Here is a 26218-nt window from a genome sequence, read left to right as displayed (position 1 = left end):
CGTCCTGGCATTCCAGAACCATGCGGACGGCGCGCTGCCGTATCTCGGGGGAAAAACGTGTATTTTTAGTCATCCTGTTTACCTCTCTCTCAGGGAGTTTAGTCTCCAGGATTCCCGGGGCGGTTCAGATATTTACAAATTCTAGGTTTCACATTGTTGAACCTAAATAATTATATCTGAATTAAATGCACCGAAGCCTTATTAGTATCCAAGATAAAAAGAAGGCCGCGATTTTAATAACTAACTAGGTTTTCTAGAACTAACTTGGTATCTAGGCCTAAAGTGCATTTTATTTTCCCTGGTATTGATACATGTATCTTTTTATCTCCTTTGCTTTTAATTTCACCCTTAAAACCACTAATTTCTAGCTGTTTTTCAAGTTCTTCACTAGATACGTATTCATTTCTACCATGCTTAGTTAAAAACTTTGCTTTTAACCAAAAATCAACTAACATATCAGTCTCATGGTCTTTAACGAAAAGAACAACTCCCGTTGCCAAAATATTTGTTCTTGGGGGGACATGGATAGTTCTCTCAATTGTAAGTTCGCGAGAATGTGTTTCTGTTTTACTCTGTTCAGAGCCAAGTTCTATTTCATAATGGGTTTCTGTCCCAGCGCTACCAAAGCCGGGTATAGCAAATTCAAATTTTATCGATGCGCCTGCACGCAGGGTTTCTCTAAAAATAACCGTATTAGATTGTTCTACTTTGTCTAAGAACCTGATTGTTTCTTCAACAGTGGCATCTGTTTTGTTATGAATACTAGCTTTTTGAAAAACAGATTCGCTTGCCGATTTAGTTTTTTGTTCAAACGATACGTTAGACAAGTCTTCGCCTAGGGTTACACTTGATTCACTTGACTCCCATTCTTGAATAATTGGTTGAATTATCCATTCCTGATGAGCGGAACCGTTATCCTCTAATAAATAAATAAAGTCGTCACGACCATCCAATACATATCCACTTTCGTTGTGAATAAATTTAACTGTATTTTCAGACATCCCATCAACAATTGTCCATCTTTCGTACTGATTATCGTGACCGAATGGGCTTAAATAAATTGAATCTCCTGAGCTAGGAGCATCTAGAGCATATCCACTCTTTTTATGAATTATGTTATAACAACCATCGCTAACTTCTTGAAAATAAAAGAACTGATATTCGTTTTCAGAATCATCCTCTTTCTTATGAGTTATGTAGACTGAATCCCCATCTCCTTCAGCGTCAAGTCTTTTATTGTCAATTGCATGAATAATACGATAAATGACGTTTTCAGATACGAATTTTCTAGACATATGCATTCCCCTTACTAATGTTTTAAATTAATAATAGAAAATAATGGAAAAATAGCAAGGTTATTGAGTTGCCATGTGGTTTCGGCATTTCAAGTGTTAATTAACTCATTAAAAAACAACGTAAATACAACTTATCACTCTATAATTTTATAGATACTAAATCATACGGTTTGAATCGCCACGGATAACCTAGACACTTCTGAGCCGTTGATAATACTGGTTTTCATATTCTGTCGGTGACATCTAATCGCTAGAAACATGCCGACGGTAAGCGGCTCATGTAGACCGTATTGACGTTTAAATTGCGGTGAGATCGAACTTCCATGGCAGCAGATCGCGCAGCCGGTTCACCGGCCAGTCCTGGATGTGGCCGATGACGTAACGCAGCCACGCCTCCGGCTCCACACCGTTCAGCCGGCAGGTGCCGATCAGCGAGTACAGAACCGCTGCACGCGCCCCACCTGCGTCTGAACCGGCGAACAGCCAGTTCTTCCGGCCCAGGGCGACACACCGCAGCGCGTTTTCCGCGATGTTGTTGTCGATTTCCGCCCAGCCATTGCTGCAGTACAGGTTCAGCGCGTCCCACTGCTTCAGCAGGTAGGCGAACGCCTTCGCCGTATCCGAGTGGCGTGACAGCACCTTCATCTGAACCAGTATCCAGTCGTACAGCGACTGCATCAGCGGCACGGTCTGCGCTTTCCGGACCGCCAGTCGTTCCTCTGCCGGGCTTCCGCGTATCTCCGCCTCGATGGCATACAGCTCGCCGATGCGCTTCAGCGCTTCGGTGGTGACGTCGGTCGGCGTGCGGGCATGGACGTCGTGGATTTTCCTCCGGGCGTGCGCCATGCAGGCCGCTTCCGTAATGCGGCCGTCTTCGTACAGGGCATTGTAACCCCCGTACGCGTCCGCCTGCAGGATACCGCTGTACCCGGCGAGATGCTGCTGTGGATGAACGCCCTTACGGTCCGGCGAGTACGCGAACCACACCGCCGCCGGGAGCTGCGACCCCGCGTTGCGATCGTCCCGCACGTATACCCCAGCCGGGCCGTCCGGGTTTTGCCGCTGCCCGGCTCCTGAACCGGCACCGGGATATCGTCGGTATGCACCTTGCCCGGCATCAGCACATACTGACGCAGCAGCTCATACAGTGGCTCCAGCAGTTCGCTCACCGCGCCGGACCAGTGCCCCAGCGTGGCACGACTCAGCTCCACGCCCTGACGGCTGTATATCTCCGACTGACGATAGTGTGGCGTGTGCTCCGCGAACTTCGCCGTGACGATGTGCGCCAGCAGGCCGGGGCCGGCATAGCTGCGCTCGATGGGTTTTGACGGCATGGGGGCCTGAACGATGTGGTCACAGCGGCAGCAGGCAAGCTTAGGCCGCCGCGTTTCGATGACCTTAAAGGCGCTGCTGATGAGCTCCAGCTGCTCCGATACGTCGCAGCCCAGCGCGCTGAGCTCGCCGCCGCACGCCGAACAGGCGGTCTCATCCGGAGACAGCGTGCGGGTTTCGCGCTGGAGTGAGGCCGGCAGCGGTTTGCGGGCGGAAGACTGGCGCAGCGGCTGTGGCAGTACCGGGTCGTGCTGCTCACCCAGCACCTCTGCCATCTCCTCCTGCAGGGCATCGATGCGCTCCTCAGCCTCGCGCACCTGGCGCTGCGTTTTCTCACGCAGCTTTTCGGAGCTTTTGCCGAACTGCATGCGCTGCAGCTTAGCGACCAGCGCCTTCAGCCGGCTGATTTCGCTGGCGTACGCCGCCACCCGCTGCGACAGGAGGCGGTTATACTCCGCCATCTGGCGGATGGTGTGCTGCTGCGTGTCCAGCAGGGCCCTGAGACGGGCATTTTCGTCGGAGAGATAGCGCGTCATGCGCTTATTTTACTGCAGCTCAGATGCGCAGGCCAGGGCGTTCCGTCCGCTGCGGGTGCTTCCAGTTAATGCCCTCAAGCAGCATGGCCAGCTGCGCCGGCGTCAGATGCACTTTTCCCTCACGGGAGACCGGCCAGACGAAGCGACCCCGCTCCAGCCGTTTGGTGAACAGGCACAGGCCGTCCCGGTCTGCCCACAGTACCTTTATCATGTCACCCCCGCGTCCGCGGAAGATGAAAAGGTGACCGGAGAACGGATCATCTTTCAGGACGTTCTGAACCCGGGAGGCCAGACCGTTGAAGCCGTTACGCATGTCGGTCACGCCGGCGACCAGCCAGATACGTGCGCCTGCAGGAAGGGAGATCGCCGCTGACCTCCCTGCATTTCCCGGATAATCATCTGCAGAAGTTCCGGCGTGAGTGTCCCGCGGATACGCAGCGTACCGGCGGACAGAACAAGTTCGCAGCAGGGAGACGCTTCCGCAGAGGGTGTCAGCGGGCTCACCGGTCTTTCGGCAGCGGTCAGCGTCACGGGGAACAGTGCTGGCGTATTGGCCGGAGTCCCCAACAGCCCCTGCTGATATAGCCGGCGCCAGTTGAACAGGAGATTGTCATTGATGTCATTTTCGCGGGCAAGCTGCGCCACGCTGACGCCCGGCACCATCGATTTCTCCACCAGGGCGATTTTGAACTCCCGAGGGAAGTTGGGGCGGCGTGGCCGCCTGTGAACTGCCGGTGTTTCAGCAGCGGCAGGGGTTATGGCGGGGAGAAAGGGCGATTTTTGGGGGTCCTGCCGGGACAGGCGGTTTTCCAGGCTTCTGACATCCACGCTGACCGGCAGAGGCCAGACCAGGCCAGCTTTCTTAAAGCGAACGAAGAGTTCGCAGACGGTGGTTTTGGGGATGCCTAACCTGCGCACCGCTTCTATTCGCGAAAGATTGTCATCAAAATGAAGGCGCAGAGCCTCAGTAATCCATGTCCGGTTTTTCACGCGATAATGTCCATTAAAAAATGATGGACACTATTGTCCCGCAATGGGAGGCAACCGGACAGACGGTCTACATGAGCCGCTTACGGGCGTGGCATCACCTGGTACAACTTCGTCTCTGATCAATACTCTGGATTCCACGGCATAGTGGTCCCCGGCACATTACGTGATTCCATTTTTGTGCTGGAAGGCCTTCTGGAGCAGCAGACAGGGCTGAATCCGGTTGAGATCATGACGGACACAGCTGGTACCAGCGACATTATTTTTGGACTCTTCTGGCTGCTGGGATACCAGTTTTCCCCCCGGCTTGCCGATGCCGGTGAAGCGGTATTCTGGCGGGTGGATAAATCAGCAAATTACGGTGCACTGGATGAGCTGGCGCGGGGATGTGCCGATCTGTCGAAAGCCGGGGATCAGTGGGATGAAATGATGCGAACCGCCGGTTCGCTGAAACTGGGCACCATTCATGCATCAGAACTCATTCGCTCTTTGCTGAAAAGCTCGCGCCCATCGGGGCTGGCACAGGCGATCATGGAAGTGGGACGCGTCAACAAGACGCTATATCTGCTTAATTATATTGATGATGAAGATTATCATCGGTGGATCCTGACGCAGCTCAACCGGGGAGAAGGTCGCCATGCGGTGACGCGGGCGATCTGCTACGGGCAGCGCGGTGAGATCAGAAAGCGCTATCGTGAAGGGCAGGAAGATCAACTGGGTGCACTGGGCCTGGTCACTAACGCAGTGGTACTGTGGAACACGCTTTATATGCAGGAAGCCCTGAGCTGGATGCGCAATAATGGAGAAGAAACCGGGGAAGAGGATATCGCCCGGTTATCCCCACTGATGCACGGGCATATCAATATGCTGGGCCATTATACGTTCACGCTACCGGAGGATATTATGAATGGGGAACTAAGGACTTTAAATTTCAATTTAAACAATGAATTATCTTCTTAGCGTACGTTTTCGTTCCATTGGACCTCAAACCCCGGTATCAACCAGTCAGCAGTCCCTCGATATTCAGATCAGAGTGCTCAAAGACGCGGGGGTGAAAGCCAATCGTATCTTTACCGACAAGGTATCTGGCAGTTCAACCGATCGGGAAGGGCTGGATTTGTTGCGGATGAAGGTAGAAGAAGGAGATGTCATTCTGGTGAAAAAACTTGACCGTCTCGGCCGCGATACCGCAGATATGATCCAGCTGATAAAAGAATTTGACGCCCAGGGTGTGGCTGTCCGGTTTATTGATGACGGGATCAGCACTGACGGGGAAATGGGAAAAATGGTGGTTACTATCCTGTCCGCCGTTGCACAAGCCGAGCGCTGCCGAATACTGGAACGCACCAATGAAGGCCGTCAGGAAGCCAAGCTGAAAGGTATCAAATTTGGCCGCAAACGTTCTGTGGACAGAAACACTGTGCTGGAGCTTCACCAGAAAGGCACTGGCGCAACGGAAATTGCTCGTCAGCTCAGTATTGCCCGTTCCACGGTTTATAAAATTATTGCTGAATAGCTTTATTCTACGGATACAATCATTAAATATGAACTGGAGGTACAAATGAAAGGATACTTAGAACCTATCCCAAAAGGAATTGTCAGATCGTAAATAATGGCAATTTTTGAGGGCGAAGTATGGCGGGCAACAAGTGGCAGATCAGCGATGAACTCTGGGAGAAAATGGCTCCACTTCTCCCGGAACATAAAACCCACCATCCGCTGGGCACGCATCGTAGACGTGTTGATAATCGTGCCGCAATGAACGCCATTTTCTTTGTGCTCAGAACCGGTTGCCAATGGAATGCCCTGAATGCCTCGGATATTTGCTCATCCAGCTCAGCCCACCGCCGCTTTCAGGAATGGCGGGATGCTGGAGTATTTGAACGCTTCTGGCAAAACGGGCTGCTTGCCTGCGAGAAGCGGGATGCCATTGACTGGTCATGGTTGTCGATGGATGGCTGCATGACAAAATCGCCCCTTGCAGGCTCAAAAAAACAGGTCGCAACCCGACTGACAGGGGGAAGCAGGGAGTAAAGCGGAGCCTGATGACCGACGGGAACGGGCTTCCGCTCTCGCTGGCTGTCGCAGGGGCAAATACCCACGACATAAAACTGGTTGAAGATACGCTGGACGCGCTACAGACCGGCAGGCCGGGTCGCAGGCTGCATCTGTGTATGGACAAAGGCTATGAGGCTGAATGGGTGGAAATTTGTTTGAAAGCTCGTCGTTATGAACCTCATATCCAGTCGGGGAAAGAGGAGTCTGAGGCAATTAAAAACAGCGAGTTCAGGGCTCATCGTTGGGTTGTGGAAAGAACGCATAGCTGGATGAATCGCTTTCGCCGCATACTGACGCGATGGGAGAAGAAAGTCGAAAACTACGAGGCGATGCTGCATTTTGCTTGCAGCATCATTGTCTGGAATAAAATCCTTTTGGGATAGGTTCTTATATATCTAAGCGCGCCTTCAAGGCTCTCAGAAACAATAAGAGCATGACCGTTATCCCGCATTTTATTAATTGCACCAAAATCTTCTGACATTCGAAAGCCACCATTATCGTTCAATTCGTTTGGACTTGTTCTATCAGCACGATAAAGTTTGCCAGAGAAACCTTTTTGTTCCAGTAACCCCAGAGAATTTACGCTATCACTTATGATGCAGGGAGACCGTTTAATCCTATGTAAATTGATTTCACAGACTGAATTCTCATATGCATAAGTTTTTTTATATCTATTTATTTCTTTTTTAACTAATTTATAAGGGATTAGTCTGTTTTTAGTTTTAGACAAAATATAACTTTTTCCGAACACCCTTCCTGTATCAGGCTCAAGGCGCTTGTAAATATCCCACCCGTTTTTTTTATGCGTAAGTGTTACAGGACATAAATCTTTATTGCCAGAAAGAATAGCTAAAGTCGATATACCTCTTACTCTGAACCATTTATGATCTGCCGGCGAGTAAGATACTTCTCTATGTCTGCCATGGTAATTCGCCATTATTTTATCATTATTATATGTAACCTCTCGATCAATCCCATTTATTATAACAGAAAGTTTTTTATTTTTGAAACATACACCCTCAGGAAGTTTCAATTGTTCTGTAATAATTTTTCCTTGCTTACCCCTTGGAGATGTTTTTACAACCATTCTACCCAAAGCAAGAATTTGTTCATTTGCTTCAGATAACTCATCCATATTTATCTGTTTTTTATCAATGCTGTCAGCTATCATTATGAATAGTGGACCACCCAACCCTTGTAAAATTATTAATGGCTGACTACCAGGAAGAAATCCGCTAATCTCAGATATTGTTTTATCTACAAAAGAAGTTATGGATACAAGTTTATTTACTTCTTCCGGAGTTGGGCATCTATTATAATTGTTAACATAATGAATCACTTGTGATTCTTTTGCTAGTTCACTTATCGGATTTTTGAATGTTTTACCAATCTGTCTGAATATGTCTGCTATAGATAAATTATTTCGTTCGTCAATGCACGAAAAATCCATTTTCTCTATTTTAACATCATCACGAACAGGGGGAAGTGTAGTGGTTTCCTTTTGTTTTTGAAATACAGGATGTCTTGGAAAACGGCCGACACCTGTATATTTCCTGTCCTGTCCTGTCCTCCTCTCATTGGTGCTGCATCTGCCACTGGAAATCTCAGCGGGTCATGCCGGGATACAAATTTCCCGGTTTCATATAGTGCATTTACTATCGGGATCATAAGGGAGCTGAGGCCAGTGTTATTGTTATCTGGATAAACTGTCTTTCCGTCAACCGAAGGTGATAAATCTCTGACAGACACGAATGCAGGGATGTCAGATATTGCTGAAGCCGGATTATGAGAAAGTCTGACCTGACTCAGCATTATTAACAGTGGGGCGACCATACCCCGCAGCGGAACTGTGTTCTGATACGATGTTTTTTCCAGTTTTATTTGAGAATTGACTACCCGATTAATAGCACTTCCGAAGCGACGCATTTCATAGGGGGTGACTGAACTGTTTTGGCTTATGTCCTGCGTCTGTGAGTAATTTTCCCTAATATTGTCGTAACGCTTATTCTGGTATAGGCCGCTGGAAAATCTGTGTTGTAAAGCTGATACTGGCATTATCAGATATCCTTTTAATATAAGAGGATATTATTGAATAATTTTCTCCCACCTGGCTACCAAAAAATGATTATTCTGGTTTTACGGTTGTCTTATGCAGGTACTGGCGGCCAGCTGATGTCACTCTGAAAATTTCGGCCTTTGAATGGATTTATGCGCTGCTCCGTCAGCAAGAGGTGACGATAAGTTTATCATCTCCAGATTTTTGCAATAATGCTCATCCCCGTACGTAACGTCTCTGAGTGGCGTTTTCATCACCTCTGTTAATGTATCCTTGTAATTATCCTTTCTGAAACTACGCTTAAACAGTAAACGTCATGCCTGACGGAAATGAACAGGAGAAACATAATGCAGGACGAAAAAAAAGTGAACACGAAGACAGTTGACCCTGTCGTTGACCAGAAAATTATAAAAAAAGACCGTCCCGGCTGGTTGTTATGGCTGCTGCCCCTGCTGGCATTACTCTTGCTCCTTATCTGGTTCATGCAACATCATCAAAACGACAGCCAGACTTCATCTCAGACGACAAACAGCATCCATCCTTCCGCTGCAGCGAATAAAGCACCGGATGCTGATTCCGGCAGCGCTGTGGATAAAATTAATGCTTGGTTTGCCGGTGATAAAAACGCCGAAAGTGGCTGGATTACGCTGGACAGTGTGCGTTTCAGTTCCGGCAGCGCTGAACTGATTACGGACGATTCCGCGCAGCTGGAAAAAATAGCGGGCATCCTCAACGCTCATTCTGAGGCCAGAGTCGTTATTCGCGGCTTCGCTGATGCCACCGGACCTCAGTGGTTAAATGAAAATCTCTCCGCTGAACGTGCCGGTGCCGTCCGGGCATGGCTGGTCAGTCATCACGTCAATGATGACCGTCTCAGCATCGATGGCCGTGGGGCTTCCGCTCCGGTAGCCAGTAATGCCACAGAACTGGGACGGGAAAAGAACCGCCGGGTGGCGCTGAAAATTCAGCCCGGGAACTGATGCCATGTCTGATAGCAAGCAGCCGGCTTCACCTGAACCGGATGATAAAGCACCGGAAGCGGATTGCGACAACATTCCTCTTTACAGGGAAACGTGCCATGTCGGAAAGGAAACAGTCACGGAGGGGGAAGTTCGTGTCCATCGCTCGACTGTTACCCGGCAGGTACCTGTTACCGGAACCCTGACCAGCGTAAGTGCCGGCGTTGAGGTCATTCCGGTAGGCCGGTATGTCGATGAAATACCCCTGCAGGTCAGTGAAGACGGCGTCATGATTATTCCCGTATATGAAGAACGAGTGGAAATGGTTAAGCGCATTTACCTTAAGGAAGAAGTCAGAATAACCACAACAAAATCTGAGCAGGCCTTTAGCAGGCAGGCTGAGGTCAGAGAGCAGCTTATTAATATAACCCGGAACAAAAAGTGAGGTCCTGATGTCCAGTGAAAAAATTGTCACCCTGTTTGACACAACTGAGCATGCCAGAGCGGCAGAGCGCAACCTGATTAAAGCCGGATTTGATGAAGACGATATCAGTATCATTGAAGGCCACCATATCCGTGAGCATGAGGATGAAAATAAAGGCGCCGACATCTGGAAGCGGCTGTTCGGTAACAACGTTGAAGAGGAGCACGGACAGATATTCAGTGAGGCAGTGCGCACTGACGGCGCGGTCCTGTCTCTGAAGGTTAAGGAAGAGCAGCAGGCTGCCGCGCTGGCCATTCTGAACCGCCACCAGACGGTGGATATTTCCTCACGGTTGCCAGCCGGGCAGCCTCAGGCGGGAGGTATTGCCCCGGTTGCCAGTGAAGAGATAACACGCCCGTGGCTTACCGGTGATGAATCTGAAGACGAAATCCTGCAGCTGGCCCGGGAAGAGCTGGACGTAGGTAAGCGGCTGGTCAGAGAAGGCTCCACCCGTATCCGACGTTATGTGACGGAAGAAGATGTGTCAGAGAACGTTAAACTGCGCGAACAGCACGCTGAAATCTTCCGCCATAAGGCCGACGGCCGTCCGGTGGACGCCGGGGACGTTGACTGGAGTGAAAAGGAGGTTGTGGTTGAGGAGTTTTCGGAAAAGCCAGTGATTAACAAGACTGTGCATATCGCTGAAGAAGTTCAGGTGAAGAAAGTAAACACTGAACACGATGAAACTGTGACCGGCACTGTCCGTGAGCAGCATATTGACGTTGAGCGCCGCCGGGAAGATGGTAAAACCGGTATCACACCAAAAAAATAGATGCAATAACGTGTATTAGCCGCGACTTGATCTGACACTGGACCTTGAAAGGTAGAGAGTTACCGGTTTTGATATGGGTGTCTAATCCTTAAACAAAACGCGAGGTAACTCTCATGCTTCATACTAACAGGCTCTGTCACTGCGAACTGCCGCTCATCACGCAACTGCTTCACCCATCGCGTCATTGTGGACAGACCAGCATTCATAGCGCTGGCAGCATCTGCAACCGTATAGTTTTGGTCAGGAACCAGTTGAGCGGATTCACGTTTGAGCTCTGCGCTGAAAATTCTTCTTTTCATTGGGGCACCTGTAATGTTCTGAGGTGAGCATATCACCTCTGTTCAGGTGGCCAAATTCACTATGCCACTACAATAATTACATCGGGTATATATGATGCTCATTCCGATAGAGCATACACCGCTCGCCGCAGCCGAACGACCGAGCGTAGCGAGTTAGTGAGCGAGGAAGCGGAAGAGAGCCATTGCTAAATCAGGAACCGGACACACTCGGCTTAAATTTTTGCTCTAAAAATCATTATTTAGGAGGGTTTCACCAGGGTTTGTATACCATTCAACTTGCATCAACACGTAACTAAGACTATAGTAATGGTTACGGAATCATGGATGCACTGAGTGTCACGGGAATTTATTTAACACCTGAATTTGAGACAGAACGCCAGAAAGTCCGCATCAGCAATGCCATGTTGCGCAAAGCTGCTAAGGCTATTTTTTCTGGTCCGCCTGGTGATCCACTTGGAAAATTCACCTTTAAAAAGCGGCTCGGCTTGCCCGGAGTAGGAGCACGGTCAATCGTTTTTTTCAATGATGGTGACAACGTCTTCTTCTTTGATATGTACCTGAAAAGTGGACTTTCAAAAAAGAAAGGAAAGGAGCTTGAAGATGATGAAATTGATGCTTACTGCAATATCGCAAAAGATTTTATCTCAATGAGTCCGGCAACTATAAATAAGCTACTGTCTGATAAAGAACTGGTCGAGGTAAATTGTGATGACTGAACGTCTGAAACGCATTCAAGGTATGGCTGGACGCTATAACAAACTAGGCGTGGTAAAAGATGAAACCGTAGCTGCAATTGATGCAGCGGTCGCAGTCCGTAATATCCCGGCGATCCGGGTCATGACCGGCAGCCAGATAAAGCAAGTCCGCACCCGCTACAACATGTCGCAAGCCGCATTGGCTATAACAACCGGCATGTCCGTAGAAAGTGTCTCCAAGTGGGAGCGAAACGAAAGCAAACCAAATAAGGCTGCTCTGCGGATCATTAACATCATCGATGCTAAAGGGCCACAGGTGTTCATGGCATAACGTGTACTAGCTCAGACCTGATCTGACAGTTACCGGTTATTTATACAGGTGTCTGTCAGATTAAATCTGGTTCAGATTTTTTCTGCCCAGACCCGTTTTCCATCAAGTAATGTGGCCATTGGCGTACGCCCGCAGCACATTTTCCCCTGATGAGTTCGCTCATTATTGTAATGCCACAGCCAGTTGTCCAGATCCGCCTGCAGGCTTTCCAGATCCCCGTATAACTTCTTACGGAACGTAACCTGATAAAAATCCTGCAAAATAGTTTTATGGAAGCGCTCGCAGATCCCGTTTGTCTGCGGAGACATCGCTTTCGTTTTCGTATGGTCAATATCGTTGATCGCCAGATACAGCTGGTAATCATGCTGCTCCACTTTCCCGCAGTACTCCGTACCCCTGTCGGTCAGTATTCTCAGCATTGGCAGTCCCTGAGCTTCGTAGAACGGCAGTACACGATCATTGAGCAGGTCGGCAGCGGTGATTGGCGTTTTACTTGTATACAGCTTGCAGTGTGCCACTTTCGAGTACGTATCCATGAACGTCTGCTGGTAGATACGGCCCACGCCTTTCTGATTACCCACGTAGAAGGTGTCCTGTGAACCCAGATACCCCGGATGTGCCGTCTCGATTTCACCGCTGGCCTCGTCATCGTGCGCTTTTTTCTCCAGAGCCGCGATTTGAGCGTCGGTCAGCACGAAGCCTTCTCTGGCGACTTTTTATACAAGGGCCTTCAGACGTTTACGGAAGTTCTCCAGGTCGTGCCATTGCCAGATGGAGCGAACGCCGCTGCCGGAGATGAATACGCCTTTTTTACGCAGCTCATTACTGGTCCGGTGCTGACCATGTGTCAATACCGATCGAATTCTGACCCACCCTGCCAAAGTAAAACTGACCCACCCCCTTTGAATCATTCGAGCGTTGTTGCTTTCGTTTTCTTCTGGAGTTGACCGCTTTTCAGCTTATCTTTCAGTCGATAGCTTTGGCCGCTGATTTGGGCGATATGCGCATGGTGAAGCAGCCGATCCAGCATCGCTGCCGTCAGTGTCTCGTCATCACCAAACGTTCCGGACCACTGCGTAAACGGCAGGTTGCTGGTCAGGATCACGCTGCCTGACTCATACCGTTTAGCGACTACCTGGAAGAACAGGTTCGCCTCCATTTTACCGAACGGCAGATATCCCACTTCGTCGATGATCAACAGCTTAGGTTTACCTACGACGCGGTTCAGGTAGCCCTTCAGGTCACCCTGACGATGTGACGCCATCAGTTGCAGCATCATGTCGGCGGCGGTAATGAACCGAATGCTTAAACCCGCCATCGCGGCCTTATAGCCAATGGCGGTCGCCAGGTGCGTTTTGCCGACGCCAGAAGGCCCGAGCAGGACAACGTTCTCCTGACGTTCGATAAATGTCAGACCCGCCAACTCCTGGATCTGACTTCGTGGAACGCCACTGGCATAGGCGTAATCGAACTGCTCCAGTGTTTTTATCACCGGCAGGCCTGATAACCGCAAAATGGTCTGGCGACGCCGTTCGTTCTGGCCATCATGCTGGAGCTGCAAAACGGCTTCCAGGAAGTCGGCATGCGTGCCGCTGTTGTCGATGGTCGCCTGTGCCACACCCGGCCACTCTGCCGGCAGGCGGTCGAGCTTGAGTTGCTCGCAGAGCGCGGCAATACGATCATGTTGAAGGTTCATGCTGGCACCTCGAGCAAGGCCTGGTACGTTGCCAGAGGATGTTGCAGGCTCTCGGTCGGCACCGGACGCTGGCTGAGCGCTGGGACAGGTGCAGGCAATGCCAACGTGACCTTCGGTAACGGCAATAGCGCAGCACGCTCGCGCGGCATGCGCTGCTCAGGCGGTACGCCTGTGGTGCCATGCACTCGTGTGTTCGCGACGGTGACCAGCCACTCGCCGATGCGTGTGTTGGCAGCAGGTACATCCAGTACCAGCCCGGCCTGCCGGAAGGTCGCGGTAAGAGGCACGATAAAGCTGTTCTTGAGGTAATGGTTAAACCGCTCAACCTTACCCTTGGTCTTGGCGCGATAGGGTCGGCAGACCTTGGGAGTAAAGGCATACTTCTCGGCGACGTGCATCAACTGCGGGTTCCAGCGATGCTTACCGGGGCCGTAGACATCGCGCTCAATGATGATGGCCTTGGCGTTGTCGAACAGCAGCTGATGCGGCGTCCCGCCGAAGAACCTGAGCGCAGACTCAATGCCGTCACACCAGGCAGCGGAGTCCTGGTTGCTGTAAAACTTGACGAAAGTCGCGCGGCTCCAGCCCAGCGTGGCGACAAAGGCCAGCAATGGGTTATGACCGAGTCTGATGATGGTGAAATCAACTTGCATCTGAAAGCCAGGCTCGGTCTCGAAGCGTGTTACCTCTTCAGTGACGGGCTGCTTAATGGGGTGCAGGAAAGCGGTCAGCATGCTGTAACCACCCTCGTAACCACGCTGACGGATCTCGCGCAGCAGCACACTGGCGGGTATCCAGAGGGGCCTGGCAGCGGCCACGCGCTCAAGGATATAGGTCTTGAACGGGGCAAGCTTGCAGGGTCTGGGTGCGCGAGGCTTGTAGCGCATATCCGCTACGGGCAGCGGGCTACGAATATATCTGCGAACGGTCTCACGAGAGCATGAAAGCTGGCGCGCGATGGCGCGTATCGACATGCCCTGACGGTGTAAAACACTAATCTCCACTCTGGTCTCCAATGTCATCATTGGCAGTGCCTTAAAACTGCCATTTTTACCCTAGGTGGGTCAGATTTACATCGGCAGGTGGGCCAGTTTTACATCGGTAGCGACAACCATGAGCCGGGAACTCAACGGCATATTCAACAACCGCGCGTTCAGTGGCCTCATCGGCACGATTCTTGAGATTGGGAACCCGGCGGTTTTGGTTAACCAGCGCATCGATCCCGCCTTCTGCCGCCAGTTCCTGATAGCGATAAAAGGTATCGCGTGAAACGCCCATGATTTTACAGGTTTTTGAAACGTTACCGAGTTCTTCGGCCAGATTGAGCAGCCCGGCTTTGTGTTTGATGATGGGATTGTTAGTATGAATCATGAGAGTTACCTCGTGTTTTGTTTAAGGATTGGACACCCATATCAAAACCGGTAACTCTCAGCCTTGCAAGGTCCAGTGTCAGATCAAGTCGCGACTAATACACATAACGATGTCGGTTTCATCAAAGAGAGCCGCTCTGCGGCTTTTTTTTACCCCCTGGACGTTCAGCCCATTCTGTCCAGTTATACAGTCCTCTCCCGTTTTTATCCCCCGTTTCTGTGGATAATCAATATGTGGTATTGGTCGCATCTGATTGGAACACAACATGTAGTATATAACGGCTGGCCTTTCCCCTATCCTTCAGCGCTGAAAGCCCCATCGTTAGCCGGGACAAAACGGCATATTGAGAATACATGTCCAGTGCAGCGATTTTGAACACTGGCCTCTCTCAGCGTCATAGCTGCCAGTGCTGTTAAAGTATACTTATATCGAACTAAAATCTTTCCAGAAATGTAAGCGTCTCATCCAGACCGTCTTTTATTTTTGCCCGCGTTTCCTACCATGGACACTTTCGCGAACATGGACACTACCGTGGACAAAAATACGCCTTACACCAGAAGACCATGGATCTTCACAGCGCTGAGCCTGCGCTTTAATGAGGCTCTGACTTACCGTGAAATAGCAGAACAACTGAACCTTAGCTCATCTGCCATACATAAAATGTTCACGCGTTTTCGACGAACCGGAATTAACTGGCCATTGTCGGAAGAATACACGCCTGAACGCCTGGAGGAAGAGCTCTATGCCTTCAATCTTGAGACAAATCTTCCTGTAAAAAAACGCCGGCCGGACTGGCCTCTGGAATTCAAAATTCGCATGGCGGAGCTGACCCTGCAGCCGGACGCCTGTGTGGCTCAAATTGCCCGTGAGCATGGCATTAACGATAATCTGCTGTTCAACTGGCGCAATCTGCATCGTCAGGGGCTACTGGATCCGGCCAACAGAGCGACTCTGATTCCGGTTACTATGGAGCCTGTTGTCACTCCGCCCAGGCAAAACGGCGTCGTGTCAGCAGACCTGGCACGGGTCATGAGCGGCAGGCTGACGTTGCCTGGTGGAAGCCTCGTCCCTGCTGGCTCGCTGACGCCTGAGCTTCTGCGCGCACTGGTCAGCGAGCTCAGGGAGGGTGAGTCATGATTAGCTTGCCGGCAGGTTCGCGGATCTGGCTGGTTGCTGGCGTGACAGATATGGGCTGTAGCTTCAACGGGCTGGCAGCGAAAGTGCAGAACACGCTTCGCACCGATCCGTTCAGCGGTCATCTGTTTATCTTTCGCGGTCGTCGCGGCGACATGATAAAGGTGCTGTGGGCCGACCGGGACGGCCTGTGCCTGTTCACCAAACGACTGGAGCGGGGGCGCTTCGTCTGGCCGGTGACCCGTGACGGAAAAGTGCATCTGACGCCTGCGCAGCTCTCCATGCTGCTGGAAGGCATTAACTGGAAGCACCCACAGCGGACTGAACGGCCTGGCCTGCGGATATAACCTGCTGTAAAATGGGGTTATGGACGCATCCCTTCCCGATGAAAACGCCCGGCTCAGGGCGCTGCTGCTGGAGCAGCAGACCACCATCCGCAAAATGGCGGAGTATAACCGCCTGCTCTCACAGCGGGTGGCGGCGTACGCCAGCGAAATCAACCGGCTGAAGGCGCTGATCACTAAGCTTCAGCGCATGCAGTTCGGCAAAAGCTCCGAAAAGCTGCGTGAGAAAACGCAGCGCCAGGTGCGCGAGGCTGAAGAGCGCATCGGCGCCCTGCAGGAGGAGATGGCTGAGGCGCTGGGTGAGCAGCATGACCCGGTGGTTCCGCAACCGCTGCGCCAGTCTTCTGCCCGTAAACCATTACCGGCCACACTCCCCCGCGAAACCCGCACGCTGTCGCCGGCAGAAACCGCCTGCCCGTCGTGCGGCGGAGAGCTCAGCGCGCTGGGCTGCGACGTATCGGAGCAGCTGGAGCTCATCAGCAGCGCCTTTAAGGTTATCGAAACGCAGCGGCCAAAACTGGCCTGCTGTGGATGTGACCACATCGTTCAGGCGACCATGCCGGCAAAACCCATAGAGCGCAGCTACGCGGGTCCCGGGCTGCTGGCGCGCATCGTCACGGCAAAGTTCGCAGAGCACACGCCTCACTATCGTCAGTCAGAGATATACCGGCGTCAGTGCGTGGAGCTGAGTCGTGCCACACTGGGGCGCTGGTCCGGTGCGGTCAGCGAACTGCTGGAGCCGCTGTATGACCTGCTGCGCCAGTACGTGCTGATTCCGGGCAAGGTGCATACCGACGATATCCCTGTGCCGGTTCAGGAGCCGGGCAGCGGTAAAACCCGCACGGCCCGGCTGTGGGTCTACGTGCGGGACGACCGTAACGCGGGCTCACCGCTTCCCCCGGCGGTGTGGTTCGCGTACTCGCCGGACCGTAAGGGGATACATCCGCAGCAACACCTTGCCGGATACAGCGGTATCCTGCAGGCCGATGCTTACGGCGGCTACAACGCACTGTACGAAGACGGCCGTATCGCCGAAGCGGCCTGCATGGCGCACGCCCGGCGAAAAATCCATGACGTTCACGTCCGCACACCGACCGACGTCACAACCGAAGCGCTGAAGCGCATCGGTAAACTGTATGCCATCGAGGCGGAGATACGCGGCAGCCCGGCAGAGGAGCGGCTGGCGGTCCGGAAAGAGCAGACGGTCCCGCTGATGCAGTCGCTGTACGACTGGGTACAGGCACAGATGAAGGTGCTGTCGCGCCACTCGGATACGGCGAAGGCGTTCTCGTACCTGCTGAAGCAGTGGGATGCGCTGAACCTGTACTGCAGCAACGGCTGGGCCGAGATAGACAATAACATCGCAGAGAACGCGCTGCGTGGCGTTGCCCTGGGGCGGAAAAACTGGCTGTTCGCGGGTTCAGACGCGGGCGGGGAACGTGCTGCGGTACTGTACTCGCTGATCGGCACCTGCCGGCTTAACGGCGTGGAACCGGAGGCGTGGCTGCGTTACGTCATCGGTCATATCCAGGACTGGCCGGTGAACCGGGTCCGTGATCTGCTGCCCTGGAAGGTCGATCTCACTTTTGTCTGAGCGTCAATACGGTCTGGATGAGACGCTTACCCAGAAATCCGTGCCACCGCTGAAATCTTTTTGGCACAAATTCAACTACCATCAGGAAGTAGCGACTAAAATAGCCTAAAAGCTATACATAACTCTTGAGTTATTTTATTCTTTGGTTATACTTCTTATGTGGCTTCGATATCAGGGAGACAATGTAATGAACTATATGGCTATAGAAAATTGGGTAATGCCTTAAATCGATAGAAGTTTCTGGTAATCTGCTGGTATTTGAGGTTTTCCGTGGCTACCGTTACTGTTCATTGTCCGCGCTGTCATTCCGATGAAGTTTATCGACATGGCCGTAGCTGTTCCCGGCATGAGCGCTTCCGTTGTCGCTCATGTAAACGTGTTTTCCAGCTCACTTACTCTTATGAAGCCAGAAAACCCGGCGTTAAAGAGCAGATCGTTGAAATGGCACATAACGGCGCAGATGTCCGCGATACCGCCAGAACACTGAAGATCGGCATCAATACCGTCATACGGACATTAAAAAGCTCTCGCCCCAGCGGATAACATCTGCGCCTGTCGCTCACGCAGATGTTGCCCTTATCTGTGAACTCGATGAGCAGTGGAGCTTCGTTGGCAGCAAGGCGCAACAACACTGGCTCTGGTACGCTTACAACACTAAAACTGGCGGTGTATTGGCTTACACCTTCGGACCACGGAATGATGCAACCTGTCGGGAACTGTTAGCCCTGTTGGATCCGTTCAGTATCGGCATGGTGACCAGCGATGACCAGGGCAGCTACGCCAGAGAAGTGCCGAAGGAGAAACACCTGACCGGCAAAATCTTCACGCAACGTATCGAACGCAACAACCTGAGCCTCCACACCCGTATCAAGCGGCTGGCACGTAAAACAATATGCTGCTCGTGTTTCGTGGAAATCCACGAAAAAGTCATCGGTTCCTTCATTGAAAAGTACATGTTCTACTTATTGGAAGCGCTATCCACATGTTACGCAAGCGACAGCTTCAGCCCCCGCACGGGGACGGTTTGTCCCCGGCAGAGCAGTTTTATATTTTGGTTGCATAAATAATCAACAGCCCTACTTTCCGGCAAGCGGCCGTCGTTAATGCGACAGAACCCTTATCTGGAGATACAGCTACTGTTTGGTGTTTCAGGGGGCTACATCACGGCGAATATATTCATTATTACAACCATGAGTGTATCAGTCTGAAAACAGGTGGACTGAGCCCGGTCCAATACCGGGTTCAGACAGAAATACGGCAATAAAATAGGTGTCCAAGTTTTGGGATTCAGTACAGTAACGGCTATCCCTACCGCAATCTTACATTCAACTAATTAAAGGCATCATACTTTTTGAGCATGGCTATACACGAAAGGTGTGTAACCAGCCCCTAAAATGCCTCCGACGACCATACTGTTAAGTATGCCCTGAACGGGGGTGCTATAGGCTCCTGAAAATGAGGCGCTAAATAAAGATGCGCGACTAGCTAATGTATTGCATAGCTGATCTAATATAGTTTTCCGTGTTATTTCATCTTTCGGTCGAAAATCAATATCAATTTTAAGTTCAGGATTATTGGATACATAGGCATTAGCACCACGACTAGTTAATTCATCCAACGTTTCACCACCAATATTGACCAGTGCACGGCCGACAATATTCGCGGCTAATTTCCCCATCGCAGGCTCAAGAGCATCAGAGAGCATGTCCATTCCTTGATCAACAGCAAACTGATTTCCCGCATAGGCAGTGGCGGAAAACACGGTTGCCTTTATATTCAGGGGACCTTTATTATTGTCCTGTAACTGTAAAAAATACTGAGAGAGGTCTCGTACGGGTACATAGACAAATACCGCCGCGATTAATGCATTTGTAGCGACGGAGAGTCCACCGGTCGCCGCTAATGCCGTTCCTGTTCCGACAACTAGGGCAATATTGGCGAGTCGCGAACGCAGGCTCTCTGGCGTTTGTATTCCTTTATTAATATCTTGTGCGATTGCCGCCAGCTGTAAAACAACAGGCATTGCAATGCTTACCCCTGAACCGCCCCGGGAATCCTGGAGACTAAACTCCCTGAGAGAGAGGTAAACAGGATGACTAAAAATACACGTTTTTCCCCCGAGATACGGCAGCGCGCCGTCCGCATGGTTCTGGAATGCCAGGACGGATATGACTCACAGTGGGCAGCCCTGAGTTCCATCGCCCCTAAAATCGGCTGCACGCCGGAGACCCTGCGTATCTGGCTGCGTCAGTATGAACGTGATGCCGGTGGCGGTGATGGTGGTCTCTCCACCACTGAGCGCCAGCGCCTGAAAGAGCTGGAGCGTGAGAACCGCGAGCTGCGGCGCAGCAATGATATCCTGCGGCGGGCCTCAGCTTATTTTGCGAAGGGGGAGTTCGACCGCCTCTGGAAAAAATAGCCCTCCTGGTGGATACCCTGAGCGATGAATACGGGGTCGGACCGGTATGCCATGAGCTGGATATCGCCCCGTCGTCATACTACCGCTACCGTGAATATCAGCTGCATCCTGACAGACGTAGCCATCGCGACCAGCGTGATGAGAAACTGAAGCAGGAGATACAGCGCGTGTACGACGAAAACTACGGCGTCTATGGTGTTCGCAAGGTCTGGCGCCAGCTGCTACGGGAGGGCTTCAGCGTGGCCCGATGCACCATCGCGAGGCTGATGAAGTCCATGGGCCTAACCGGCGTACTGCGAGGTAAAAAGGTGCGAACCACCGTCAGCCGTAAGACCCCTGCCGCGCATGACCGGGTGAACCGTCAGTTCGTGGCTGAACGCCCTGACCAGCTGTGGGTGGCAGACTTCACGTACGCCAGCACCTGGCAGGGCTTCGCATACGTAGCGTTCATTATCGACGTGTTCGCCGGTCGCATCGTGGGCTGGCGGGTGTCATCGTCGATGGAGACGACGTTCGTGCTGGATGCGCTGGGGCAGGCGCTGTGGGCCCGGCGGGCATCAGGAAACATCCATCACAGCGACAAAGGTTCACAGTACGTGTCGCTGGCCTACACACAGCGGTTGCAGGAGGCGGAGCTTCTGGCTTCAACGGGAAGCACGGGTGACTCTTATGATAACGCGATGGCCGAAAGCATCAACGGCCTGTACAAAGCGGAGGTGATACACAGGCAAAGCTGGAAAAACCGCGGCGAAGTGGAGCTGGCGACGCTGGCGTGGGTGGACTGGTACAACAATCGCCGGCTGCTGGAAAGGCTGGGGCATATCCCACCGGCAGAAGCCGAACGGGCATATTATGCTTCCATCGGGAATAAGGATCTGGCAGCCTGAGTTCCCAACTAAAATACTCTCCCGGAAAACCGGGGCGGTTCAGTATATTATCCTTATGTTGTCATTAATTAGCCGTTTGTCTGGGTTGCAAATATCGTTCTCGCAAGCTTTGTTAAAGGTAGAGGGGTAATTAGCCCCAAACCTTAATTATGTTTCAACCATTATCAATCCTCGACATCCTCCCCGAACTAAGGGCAGCAAACAACGAATTTATCTATAAATATGACTTAGAACCTATCCCAAAAGGATTTTATTCCAGACAATGATGCTGCAAGCAAAATGCAGCATCGCCTCGTAGTTTTCGACTTTCTTCTCCCATCGCGTCAGTATGCGGCGAAAGCGATTCATCCAGCTATGCGTTCTTTCCACAACCCAACGATGAGCCCTGAACTCGCTGTTTTTAATTGCCTCAGACTCCTCTTTCCCCGACTGGATATGAGGTTCATAACGACGAGCTTTCAAACAAATTTCCACCCATTCAGCCTCATAGCCTTTGTCCATACACAGATGCAGCCTGCGACCCGGCCTGCCGGTCTGTAGCGCGTCCAGCGTATCTTCAACCAGTTTTATGTCGTGGGTATTTGCCCCTGCGACAGCCAGCGAGAGCGGAAGCCCGTTCCCGTCGGTCATCAGGCTCCGCTTTACTCCCTGCTTCCCCCTGTCAGTCGGGTTGCGACCTGTTTTTTTGAGCCTGCAAGGGGCGATTTTGTCATGCAGCCATCCATCGACAACCATGACCAGTCAATGGCATCCCGCTTCTCGCAGGCAAGCAGCCCGTTTTGCCAGAAGCGTTCAAATACTCCAGCATCCCGCCATTCCTGAAAGCGGCGGTGGGCTGAGCTGGATGAGCAAATATCCGTGGCATTCAGGGCATTCCATTGGCAACCGGTTCTGAGCACAAAGAAAATGGCGTTCATTGCGGCACGATTATCAACACGTCTACGATGCGTGCCCAGCGGATGGTGGGTTTTATGTTCCGGGAGAAGGGGAGCCATTTTCTCCCAGAGTTCATCGCTGATCTGCCACTTGTTGCCCGCCATACTTCGCCCTCAAAAATTGCCATTATTTACGATCTGACAATTCCTTTTGGGATAGGTTCTTAATCTGGCCCCTGTTTAAATATTAATGCAACACCTTTATGATAAGATTATTCATTTTTTAACTGTTGTTTTTTCTAAAATACCATTATCGCAAGACATCTCAAGGAAGCTAATTATACACTCACAACTTAAATTTAAATAAAATATAAAGCCCATGGCTATATAGCCGCCACGATAAGCTTAGTATAAATAAATATGTATATAATGGAAAATCAGTTATGAAGTTAACACATTCATTAGTAAATGGTCAGCAAAATAATTTTGCTTGTCTTCCGCCAGATAGAGGAACTAGAGGGGAACGAAGTAACACCATGAAAAAAATCATTTCTGTACAAAACTCTCCGGATACAATGCTTAAGAGTAGTGATTTAAAGAACAGAAGTGCGGATGTAATAAAAGCATTTTTTAAGAAAGCAGTAGCAGCTCAGAGCTATAATAAAATGTTTTCTAACGGTGATAATTTCAAATATTTAGGAATCGCTCTGACAGATTCATCAGCACGGAAATCTTCATTACACTCACTACAGCATCTTAATAATGTATCTAAAAACGATTTAACAAAAATAAAAGAAAAACCCAAGATTTAACCTCGCAGGAAAAGGTTTTGCTAAGTAAAGTGGTAGATGCAAAAATCCATTTCAGACATCAAAGTAATTCAAATTTGGTAGATGCCGCTGGAATACTTAACATCATGTCGTTGAATAAGTTGCAATCTAATGAGATTAGCACTGCAAAAAATACGTACTCAGAAGATATAAGATGTTTAAGCAATCAGGATTTTGTTTTTTTGGGCGTTGAATTTTCTGATGATAAGGCTCAACTCCCTCTCAATACCCGCCATTCAACTGTAGATTTTGGAGCCAATGCTTATATAGTTGATGAGCAGTTTCCTCATGGGTATCTGACATTGACTGATCATTTTGATAACACTATTCCACCTGCATTTATGCACGAACATAAGGAATTCATAGTGTAGTGGCATAGTGAATTTGGCCACCTGAACAGAGGTGATATGCTCACCTCAGAACATTACAGGTGCCCCAATGAAAAGAAGAAATTTCAGCGCAGAGTTCAAACGTGAATCCGCTCAACTGGTTCCTGACCAAAACTATACGGTTGCAGATGCTGCCAGCGCTATGAATGTTGGTCTGTCCACAATGACGCGATGGGTGAAGCAGTTGCGTGAGGAGCGGCAGGGTAAAACACCAATAGCTTCCCCCATTACCCCCGAACAGATCGAAATACGCGAGCTGAAGAAAAAGCTACAACCCATTGAAATGGAAAACGAAATATTAAAAAAGGCTACTGCGCTCTTGATGTCAGACTCCCTGAACAGTTCTCGTTAATCGGGAAACTCAGAGCGCAGTATCCTGTGGCCACACTCTGCCACGTGTTCGGGGTGCATCGCAGCAGCTACAAATACTGGAAAAACCGCCCTGAAAAGCCAGACGGCAGGCGGGCTGTATTACGCAGTCAGGTTCTGGAGCTGCATAATATCAGCCATGGCTCTGCTGGCGCAGGAAGTATCGCGACCATGGCAACCCTGAGAGGCTTCAGAATGGGACGCTGGCTTGCCGGCAGGCTCATGAAAGAACCGGGACTGGTCAGTTGTCAGCAGCCTGCTCACCGGTATAAATGTGGTGGCCATGAACACGTCGCTATCCCGAATCACCCTGAGCGGCAGTTCGCAGTGACAGAGCCTAATCAGGTGTGGTGCGTCGACGTGACGTATATCTGGACAGGTAAACGCTGGGCATACCTCGCCGTTGTTCTCGACTTGTTCGCAAGGAAACCTGTCGGCTGGGCAATGTCATTCTCTCCAGACAGCAGACTGACCATTAAAGCGCTGGAAATGGCATGGGAAACCCGGGGCAAACCAGTCGGGGTAATGTTCCACAGCGATCAGGGTAGCCACTATACAAGCAGGCAGTTCCGGCAGTTACTGTGGCGTTACCGGATCAGGCAGAGTATGAGCCGACGCGGAAACTGCCGGGATAACAGTCCGGTGGAACGCTTCTTCAGGAGTCTGAAAAACGAGTGGGTACCGGTGACAGGTTACGTAAGCTTCAGTGATGCTGCCCATGCAATAAGGGACCACATCGTCGGATATTACAGCGTACTCAGGCCGCACGAATATAACGGTGGGCTACCACCAAACGAATCGGAAAATCGATACTGGAAAAACTCTAAAGCGGTGGCCAGTTTTAGTTGACCACTACACGCCTGGATTATTTTTCAATTCAGTGGTCCGCGCTTTATGGCTGTCCTTGAGTTTGAAGCGTAAGCGAGTTGCACAATGTATCACGCTGAGGATATTTTCCCGACAACCTACGCCGGTGATAATGTCATCTGCAAGTTCCCGGTAATGCATGAATCTCTCCCTTTATTCCTGATGCTCGGACAAAAAAAACCTGAGCCGTCTCTACTGTCGGGCAGAAGAGACGGCTCAGGTTTTGCCTGTAAAAACAGTTACAATCCTGTGCGTTTGATATAGTGCGTGAAACCCAGCGACCTGGACAATAAATTTAAAGCCAGGTCTTTTTAAACGTGATGATTATCACGTTACCATCCGCTATGGCTTATCCTTTTAATCAGAAAGCGCCTTTATATTGGCATTAATTTTCTCGGCCGTTTCTTTTATGACGGCTGTAGGGATCGCCCCGCCAAGCGCTTTGGCTGACGTTACAAACGAAGTCGCCACCTCGCAGACTTCCGCAATTACAGAATTAAGGGTTTTCTCGCTAATATCCGCAGACTTCGCAGCCTTCAGCAGAGCATTACGGCTAATTTTACTACCATGACCCGCTACAGATGACTGATGCTGACCGCCCGGCCCCATCTGGAAAGTGAGATCATAAGCGGGTGACACCTGCCACTCTCTATTCTGATTAAGCGTAAACGCAAAGTTTTTAGCATGATCATCCTGATTGTTCATAATCACGTTAAACACCATTCGCCGCGCCTGAATTTCACGCTCTGCTACAGAACGAGTGATCATCCCCGTCGCCTGCAAGATGTCAATATAGTCGAGGCAGGGAAGCCGAAAATCCGCCTGCAGCACACCCGCCATACTGAGTATTGGAACACGTACTCCTTGATGACGATCAAATCGCTTAACGCCGAAAGCTGACAAGCCATCACCCAGCGAGAACCAGCGGCTTTCAGGGAATGCGATACCGGCCTGTCGAGCCATACGTGCATATACCTCTTCTAAGGCGCATACCCAGACCGCTTCCTGCGCGGCGGGGAATTTAATCAACCAGGGATGGCTGCCTGTAAACGGTGAGGACGCAATGCGTCCGCTGGCGGGATCAAACTCCACCAGCACTTTCGGACGGGCGCCGTGCGGCGATCCGCCAAGGCGCACCAGTTCCGGTAGCACGTCTGAATCCTGACCCGATACTTCAACCTGTATCTCTTTTGCCAGTAAAATCAGGCCGTTAATATCTTGCTGATGTGTATCCTGTCCGGGTATTACGACCAGTGGCCGATAGGTCAACGCGCCCATAGTATTGCTGCCCAATAGCGCCAGTCTGTCGAGGGCAGAGAGTCCGGCAGGTTCGAAACCGTTACGGCGTAACAGCCGATCCATTAACAGCCTGCCCCAGCCATCAGGCAGCGAATCAGCAATAAAGCCGGGTATGCCCTCCTGGTGGCGCTCAAAATCTGAATAGGTAGTACGGTCCAAGGGATGAAGTAAGGGAGAAAACTCAATACCGCGTTGAATGCTCTGCTCTGAGTATTCAAACAACCACTCGCTGCGCTGTATGCCCGCCGCTAAAATACCCACGGGCCAGTACTCACCCCAGCCTTCATAGATGACCTCCAGTCGTTGAAGAGGCTGGTAATTATTTTGTAATTCTCTCATC

Annotated in this window: 24 protein-coding genes, 9 pseudogenes and 1 other annotated feature; of the genes and pseudogenes, 18 read left to right on the top strand and 15 right to left on the bottom strand. The window is 50.8% G+C overall.

The genetic code is table 11. The annotated features are described in order from the left end of the window. Positions 1-233: 233 nt before the first annotated feature. The 4 genes and pseudogenes from H2P46_RS20175 to tnpA (H2P46_RS20160) form a co-directional block, all read right to left on the bottom strand. Positions 234-1295, bottom strand: coding sequence for an RICIN domain-containing protein (locus H2P46_RS20175; protein ID WP_193406606.1), 1062 nt, complete (start codon positions 1293-1295; stop codon positions 234-236). A gap of 297 nt (positions 1296-1592) precedes the next feature. Next, positions 1593-3163: pseudogene (gene tnpC, locus H2P46_RS20170) on the bottom strand (IS66 family transposase). Positions 3164-3182: 19 nt separating this feature from the next. Further along, positions 3183-3476 (bottom strand): IS66 family insertion sequence element accessory protein TnpB, encoded by a 294-nt coding sequence (tnpB, locus tag H2P46_RS20165; RefSeq protein WP_193406609.1) that lies wholly within the window; start codon positions 3474-3476, stop codon positions 3183-3185. 5 nt (positions 3477-3481) lie between these two features. Then, on the bottom strand, positions 3482-4153 hold the full coding sequence (tnpA, locus tag H2P46_RS20160; protein ID WP_193406605.1) for an IS66-like element accessory protein TnpA: 672 nt from the start codon (positions 4151-4153) through the stop codon (positions 3482-3484). A gap of 84 nt (positions 4154-4237) precedes the next feature. Here tnpA (H2P46_RS20160) and H2P46_RS20155 point away from each other — a divergent pair. From H2P46_RS20155 to H2P46_RS20145, 3 genes and pseudogenes are all read left to right on the top strand, one after another. Continuing rightward, positions 4238-5110: pseudogene (locus H2P46_RS20155) on the top strand (transposase); the annotation flags it as partial. Beyond that, positions 5094-5666, top strand: coding sequence for a recombinase family protein (locus H2P46_RS20150; protein ID WP_193406604.1), 573 nt, complete (start codon positions 5094-5096; stop codon positions 5664-5666). The pseudogene H2P46_RS20155 and the gene H2P46_RS20150, both read left to right, overlap by 17 nt. Before the next feature lie 119 nt (positions 5667-5785). Continuing rightward, positions 5786-6591 (top strand): annotated as a pseudogene (locus H2P46_RS20145) (IS5 family transposase). Here H2P46_RS20145 and H2P46_RS20140 read toward each other — a convergent pair. Further along, positions 6528-7658 carry a hypothetical protein gene (locus H2P46_RS20140; RefSeq protein WP_193406603.1) on the bottom strand — a complete coding sequence of 377 codons (1131 nt, stop codon included), beginning with the start codon at positions 7656-7658 and terminating at the stop codon, positions 6528-6530. The pseudogene H2P46_RS20145 and the gene H2P46_RS20140 sit on opposite strands and share 64 nt — an antisense overlap. A 5-nt stretch (positions 7659-7663) precedes the next feature. Continuing rightward, the gene (locus H2P46_RS20135) at positions 7664-8263 is read right to left on the bottom strand and encodes a hypothetical protein (protein WP_193406602.1); all 600 of its coding nucleotides are present in this window, start codon (positions 8261-8263) and stop codon (positions 7664-7666) included. 348 nt (positions 8264-8611) lie between these two features. Between H2P46_RS20135 and H2P46_RS20130 the strand changes: the two genes are divergently transcribed. Genes H2P46_RS20130 through H2P46_RS20120 form a run of 3 tightly spaced genes read left to right on the top strand, consistent with a single transcriptional unit; the run spans position 8612 to position 10479 of the window. After that, on the top strand, positions 8612-9244 hold the full coding sequence (locus tag H2P46_RS20130) for an OmpA family protein (RefSeq protein WP_193406601.1): 633 nt from the start codon (positions 8612-8614) through the stop codon (positions 9242-9244). Between the two features lie 4 nt (positions 9245-9248). After that, on the top strand, positions 9249-9668 hold the full coding sequence (locus tag H2P46_RS20125) for a YsnF/AvaK domain-containing protein (RefSeq protein WP_193406600.1): 420 nt from the start codon (positions 9249-9251) through the stop codon (positions 9666-9668). Positions 9669-9675: 7 nt separating this feature from the next. Continuing rightward, positions 9676-10479: a YsnF/AvaK domain-containing protein gene (locus H2P46_RS20120; RefSeq protein WP_193406599.1), complete on the top strand. Its 804-nt coding sequence runs from the start codon at positions 9676-9678 to the stop codon at positions 10477-10479. A gap of 59 nt (positions 10480-10538) precedes the next feature. Here the strand turns inward: H2P46_RS20120 and H2P46_RS23565 are convergent, their stop codons facing one another. After that, entirely contained in the window at positions 10539-10778 is a 240-nt protein-coding gene (locus H2P46_RS23565) for a transposase (protein WP_476738974.1), read from the bottom strand. A 320-nt stretch (positions 10779-11098) separates the two neighbouring features. Here H2P46_RS23565 and H2P46_RS20110 point away from each other — a divergent pair, with 320 nt between their 5' ends. Then, positions 11099-11494 carry a type II toxin-antitoxin system RelE/ParE family toxin gene (locus H2P46_RS20110; protein WP_193406598.1) on the top strand — a complete coding sequence of 132 codons (396 nt, stop codon included), beginning with the start codon at positions 11099-11101 and terminating at the stop codon, positions 11492-11494. Continuing rightward, positions 11487-11804: a helix-turn-helix domain-containing protein gene (locus H2P46_RS20105; protein WP_193406597.1), complete on the top strand. Its 318-nt coding sequence runs from the start codon at positions 11487-11489 to the stop codon at positions 11802-11804. The genes H2P46_RS20110 and H2P46_RS20105 overlap by 8 nt, the downstream gene beginning before the upstream one ends. Before the next feature lie 71 nt (positions 11805-11875). Here the strand turns inward: H2P46_RS20105 and H2P46_RS20100 are convergent. The 4 genes and pseudogenes from H2P46_RS20100 to H2P46_RS20085 form a co-directional block, all read right to left on the bottom strand. Beyond that, positions 11876-12649 (bottom strand): annotated as a pseudogene (locus tag H2P46_RS20100) (integrase core domain-containing protein); the annotation flags it as partial. Between the two features lie 62 nt (positions 12650-12711). Beyond that, positions 12712-13500 (bottom strand): IS21-like element helper ATPase IstB, encoded by a 789-nt coding sequence (istB, locus tag H2P46_RS20095; protein WP_193403211.1) that lies wholly within the window; start codon positions 13498-13500, stop codon positions 12712-12714. Further along, the gene (istA, locus tag H2P46_RS20090; RefSeq protein ID WP_193406596.1) at positions 13497-14525 is read right to left on the bottom strand and encodes an IS21 family transposase; all 1029 of its coding nucleotides are present in this window, start codon (positions 14523-14525) and stop codon (positions 13497-13499) included. The genes istB and istA overlap by 4 nt, the downstream gene beginning before the upstream one ends. 85 nt (positions 14526-14610) lie before the next feature. Continuing rightward, a pseudogene (locus H2P46_RS20085) lies at positions 14611-14871 on the bottom strand (helix-turn-helix domain-containing protein); the annotation flags it as partial. 501 nt (positions 14872-15372) lie between these two features. Here H2P46_RS20085 and tnpA (H2P46_RS20080) point away from each other — a divergent pair. The 6 genes and pseudogenes from tnpA (H2P46_RS20080) to H2P46_RS20055 form a co-directional block, all read left to right on the top strand. Beyond that, positions 15373-16008, top strand: coding sequence for an IS66-like element accessory protein TnpA (gene tnpA / locus H2P46_RS20080; RefSeq protein WP_193406595.1), 636 nt, complete (start codon positions 15373-15375; stop codon positions 16006-16008). Then, positions 16005-16352 (top strand): IS66 family insertion sequence element accessory protein TnpB, encoded by a 348-nt coding sequence (gene tnpB / locus H2P46_RS20075; RefSeq protein WP_193406594.1) that lies wholly within the window; start codon positions 16005-16007, stop codon positions 16350-16352. The genes tnpA (H2P46_RS20080) and tnpB (H2P46_RS20075) overlap by 4 nt, the downstream gene beginning before the upstream one ends. Before the next feature lie 19 nt (positions 16353-16371). Next, positions 16372-17943: an IS66 family transposase gene (tnpC, locus tag H2P46_RS20070; protein ID WP_193404199.1), complete on the top strand. Its 1572-nt coding sequence runs from the start codon at positions 16372-16374 to the stop codon at positions 17941-17943. Positions 17944-18213: 270 nt separating this feature from the next. Continuing rightward, positions 18214-18905, top strand: a pseudogene (locus tag H2P46_RS20065) (IS1 family transposase); the annotation flags it as partial. Continuing rightward, positions 18902-19006 (top strand): annotated as a pseudogene (locus H2P46_RS20060) (IS6 family transposase); the annotation flags it as partial. The pseudogenes H2P46_RS20065 and H2P46_RS20060, both read left to right, overlap by 4 nt. A 105-nt stretch (positions 19007-19111) precedes the next feature. Next, positions 19112-19207, top strand: a pseudogene (locus H2P46_RS20055) (IS3 family transposase); the annotation flags it as partial. A 78-nt stretch (positions 19208-19285) separates the two neighbouring features. On the opposite strand, the gene H2P46_RS20050 reads toward H2P46_RS20055, so the two are convergent. After that, on the bottom strand, positions 19286-19966 hold the full coding sequence (locus H2P46_RS20050) for a hypothetical protein (RefSeq protein WP_193406593.1): 681 nt from the start codon (positions 19964-19966) through the stop codon (positions 19286-19288). A 69-nt stretch (positions 19967-20035) separates the two neighbouring features. Here H2P46_RS20050 and H2P46_RS20045 point away from each other — a divergent pair. Further along, a protein-coding gene (locus tag H2P46_RS20045) for an IS3 family transposase (protein ID WP_420846552.1) occupies positions 20036-21249 on the top strand; the annotation gives its coding sequence in 2 pieces (ribosomal slippage) (positions 20036-20324 and positions 20324-21249; 1215 coding nt in all). Further along, positions 20317-20433 (top strand) — a sequence feature (AL1L pseudoknot). It overlaps the preceding gene by 117 nt. A 234-nt stretch (positions 21250-21483) precedes the next feature. On the opposite strand, the gene H2P46_RS20040 is transcribed toward H2P46_RS20045, so the two are convergent. Then, positions 21484-22289, bottom strand: a protein-coding gene (locus tag H2P46_RS20040; protein ID WP_193403474.1) for an IS5 family transposase whose coding sequence is annotated in 2 segments (ribosomal slippage) — positions 21484-21936 and positions 21939-22289 — 804 coding nt in all. Because the reading frame shifts where the segments join, the coding sequence is not laid out codon by codon here. A 278-nt stretch (positions 22290-22567) separates the two neighbouring features. On the opposite strand from H2P46_RS20040, the gene H2P46_RS23120 reads away from it, so the two are divergent. The 3 genes from H2P46_RS23120 (at position 22568) to H2P46_RS20030 (ending at position 24561) form a co-directional block, all read left to right on the top strand. Then, entirely contained in the window at positions 22568-22936 is a 369-nt protein-coding gene (locus H2P46_RS23120; protein ID WP_238939048.1) for a hypothetical protein, read from the top strand. Between the two features lie 17 nt (positions 22937-22953). Then, positions 22954-23325 carry a T3SS effector OspC family protein gene (locus H2P46_RS23115; protein WP_238939047.1) on the top strand — a complete coding sequence of 124 codons (372 nt, stop codon included), beginning with the start codon at positions 22954-22956 and terminating at the stop codon, positions 23323-23325. A gap of 67 nt (positions 23326-23392) precedes the next feature. Beyond that, positions 23393-24561, top strand: a protein-coding gene (locus H2P46_RS20030; protein ID WP_193406591.1) for an IS3 family transposase whose coding sequence is annotated in 2 segments (ribosomal slippage) — positions 23393-23642 and positions 23642-24561 — 1170 coding nt in all. Because the reading frame shifts where the segments join, the coding sequence is not laid out codon by codon here. Positions 24562-24567: 6 nt separating this feature from the next. On the opposite strand, the pseudogene H2P46_RS20025 reads toward H2P46_RS20030, so the two are convergent. Both H2P46_RS20025 and H2P46_RS20020 read right to left on the bottom strand, forming a co-directional pair. Then, positions 24568-24720: pseudogene (locus tag H2P46_RS20025) on the bottom strand (PTS transporter subunit EIIB); the annotation flags it as partial. Positions 24721-24936: 216 nt separating this feature from the next. Next, positions 24937-26217 carry a type II toxin-antitoxin system HipA family toxin gene (locus H2P46_RS20020; RefSeq protein ID WP_193406589.1) on the bottom strand — a complete coding sequence of 427 codons (1281 nt, stop codon included), beginning with the start codon at positions 26215-26217 and terminating at the stop codon, positions 24937-24939. Position 26218: the final 1 nt, after the last annotated feature.

The sequence above is a fragment of the Mixta mediterraneensis genome (assembly GCF_014946725.1).
GTDB classification, from domain to species: Bacteria; Pseudomonadota; Gammaproteobacteria; order Enterobacterales; family Enterobacteriaceae; genus Pantoea; species Pantoea mediterraneensis.
This window is presented reverse-complemented; position numbering and strand designations above follow the sequence as displayed.

Excerpts from the sequence above, each read along its gene's own strand:
- H2P46_RS20135 (WP_193406602.1), bottom strand. The coding sequence starts at position 8,263 with ATGCCAGTATCAGCTTTACAACACAGATTTTCCAGCGGCCTATACCAG.
- H2P46_RS20110 (WP_193406598.1), top strand. The coding sequence starts at position 11,099 with ATGGATGCACTGAGTGTCACGGGAATTTATTTAACACCTGAATTTGAG.
- H2P46_RS23120 (WP_238939048.1), top strand. The coding sequence starts at position 22,568 with ATGAAGTTAACACATTCATTAGTAAATGGTCAGCAAAATAATTTTGCT.
- H2P46_RS20105 (WP_193406597.1), top strand. The coding sequence starts at position 11,487 with ATGACTGAACGTCTGAAACGCATTCAAGGTATGGCTGGACGCTATAAC.
- tnpA (WP_193406595.1), top strand. The coding sequence starts at position 15,373 with ATGGACACTTTCGCGAACATGGACACTACCGTGGACAAAAATACGCCT.
- H2P46_RS20125 (WP_193406600.1), top strand. The coding sequence starts at position 9,249 with ATGTCTGATAGCAAGCAGCCGGCTTCACCTGAACCGGATGATAAAGCA.
- H2P46_RS20150 (WP_193406604.1), top strand. The coding sequence starts at position 5,094 with ATGAATTATCTTCTTAGCGTACGTTTTCGTTCCATTGGACCTCAAACC.
- tnpC (WP_193404199.1), top strand. The coding sequence starts at position 16,372 with ATGGACGCATCCCTTCCCGATGAAAACGCCCGGCTCAGGGCGCTGCTG.
- H2P46_RS20120 (WP_193406599.1), top strand. The coding sequence starts at position 9,676 with ATGTCCAGTGAAAAAATTGTCACCCTGTTTGACACAACTGAGCATGCC.
- istA (WP_193406596.1), bottom strand. The coding sequence starts at position 14,525 with ATGATGACATTGGAGACCAGAGTGGAGATTAGTGTTTTACACCGTCAG.
- istB (WP_193403211.1), bottom strand. The coding sequence starts at position 13,500 with ATGAACCTTCAACATGATCGTATTGCCGCGCTCTGCGAGCAACTCAAG.
- H2P46_RS20130 (WP_193406601.1), top strand. The coding sequence starts at position 8,612 with ATGCAGGACGAAAAAAAAGTGAACACGAAGACAGTTGACCCTGTCGTT.
- tnpB (WP_193406609.1), bottom strand. The coding sequence starts at position 3,476 with ATGCGTAACGGCTTCAACGGTCTGGCCTCCCGGGTTCAGAACGTCCTG.
- H2P46_RS20140 (WP_193406603.1), bottom strand. The coding sequence starts at position 7,658 with ATGGATTTTTCGTGCATTGACGAACGAAATAATTTATCTATAGCAGAC.
- tnpB (WP_193406594.1), top strand. The coding sequence starts at position 16,005 with ATGATTAGCTTGCCGGCAGGTTCGCGGATCTGGCTGGTTGCTGGCGTG.
- H2P46_RS20050 (WP_193406593.1), bottom strand. The coding sequence starts at position 19,966 with ATGCCTGTTGTTTTACAGCTGGCGGCAATCGCACAAGATATTAATAAA.
- H2P46_RS23565 (WP_476738974.1), bottom strand. The coding sequence starts at position 10,778 with ATGAAAAGAAGAATTTTCAGCGCAGAGCTCAAACGTGAATCCGCTCAA.
- H2P46_RS20175 (WP_193406606.1), bottom strand. The coding sequence starts at position 1,295 with ATGTCTAGAAAATTCGTATCTGAAAACGTCATTTATCGTATTATTCAT.
- H2P46_RS20020 (WP_193406589.1), bottom strand. The coding sequence starts at position 26,217 with ATGAGAGAATTACAAAATAATTACCAGCCTCTTCAACGACTGGAGGTC.